This is a genomic window from Mesorhizobium sp. M4A.F.Ca.ET.020.02.1.1, assembly GCF_004022645.1.
GTDB lineage: Bacteria > Pseudomonadota > Alphaproteobacteria > Rhizobiales > Rhizobiaceae > Mesorhizobium.
The window spans coordinates 1-1472 of record NZ_RZOI01001065.1 but is presented as its reverse complement, the minus strand read 5'-3'; the positions used below and the strand labels follow the sequence as shown (position 1 = coordinate 1472).

Here is a 1472-nt window from a genome sequence, read left to right as displayed (position 1 = left end):
CAGATATAGGTGATGCCTTCGGCCGTGAGCCGTTCCAGCTCCACGGACTTCACCTCCGAGCCATCTTGCTCGCCTTGGCTCGACCGCAACGAGGAGGCGCAGCGGTCGAGGCTACGGGCGACGCGTTCGGCCGCGCGATGGAAGACATTGGCGAAGGACCAGAGCAGGTCGTCGAGGTCGGGTTCGAGCCTGGTGTCGCCGAGCATGCCGGCGAAGGTCTCGACGATCCCGGCGAGGCCGGCCCGGATCACGCTCTCGTCGGGGAGCGGACGGGGATCGGGCTCGTCCTGATGCGGACGATGGCCGTACATCTGAAGTTCGAGGATGACGCGGTCGGTCGGCGAGGAGGCGTGGTAGGGCTCGTAGGCGTCGTCGAAAGGAAGCTCGTAGGTCATGGCGTGTCTCCGTCGGTTGCGGCCGCGCCTATCGCGGCCTGACAGCGCATCCCGGCCGCGCCCCGGGCGCGGCCGCACCGAAGGCCGGAGCGAAGCGGAGGACGGCGCAGCCGTTGCGGCCGTGACCGGGGGGTGGCAGGGATCGCCTCTCAGGCAGGCCGCGGGCGCGGCCTCTCCGGCGGACTGCGCGCCCATGGTTGCGAGACTTCCGGTGAGGCCGCCCCTGCCCGCCTGTCGCCCCTTGACCGGTCATCCCGACGTCAGGAACTGACGGGCATCTTCCGGGGCGAGCTGATCGCTGAGCCATGTCGCGAGATGGGTCGGGCCGAGATGGCGCAGATCGTCGTTGAAGTCACCGAGTTGCGGGCGAAGCACTATTGCGAGAATGCCGGCCTCACCTGCGCGCTGGCTGAGACGCTCAATGCCATGCCGGCCGGCGGCGTCCGCATCGGCCGCGATATAGAGGCGACGGCAGCCCGGCGGAAAGGTCAGGCCGGCGAGGTGATTGGCCGAGGTCGCGGCGGCGGCCGGCAATGCCGGCATCACGGCGCGGAGCGAGGCCATCGTCTCCAAACCCTCGCCGGCGACCATGACCGAAATTGATTCGCCGGGCTCCATGCCGAGCCAGATGGCGTTGCCTAGAAGATTGCCGAGCGAGCGGCGCGGATCGGCAACCGGCGCCTTTCCGTTGCCGTTCGGATCCAACCAGGTGCGTTGCAGGCCGGTGATGCGTCCGTCGAGGGAAGTGACGGCCGCGATCAACGCGGGCAGGGTCTGCGTCTCGCCGGTGACGAGATCGCGGTAGTAGCAGCCGGGGTGGAAGCGCAAGGCGCGTTCACGCGCGGCGAGCAGGATGCCGCGGCAAGCAAGATAGCGTTCGGCCAGCGTGCCGGCGATCGGCTGCGACATGGCGAACAGGCGACGCGCGGCGTCGGGGGAGCCGCGTGCCGCGGCTGGCTGGCGCTCCGCGCCGGGGTCTTGCGCCGGCGGTCGCGGCATGGCGAGAAAACGGCGAGCCTCGTCCGCGACATCGTGGAATTCGACGAGGCCACAGCTTTCGCGAATGACATCTAGAAG

At 69.3% G+C, this 1472-nt stretch carries 1 protein-coding gene and 1 pseudogene; both read right to left on the bottom strand.

The genetic code is table 11. The features are described 5' to 3' along the window. A pseudogene (locus tag EN742_RS34840) lies at nucleotides 1–395 on the bottom strand (hypothetical protein); the annotation flags it as partial. A gap of 249 nt (nucleotides 396–644) precedes the next feature. Then, nucleotides 645–1472: toprim domain-containing protein (locus tag EN742_RS34835; RefSeq protein ID WP_128333869.1), on the bottom strand; the 828-nt coding region annotated here is incomplete at its 5' end.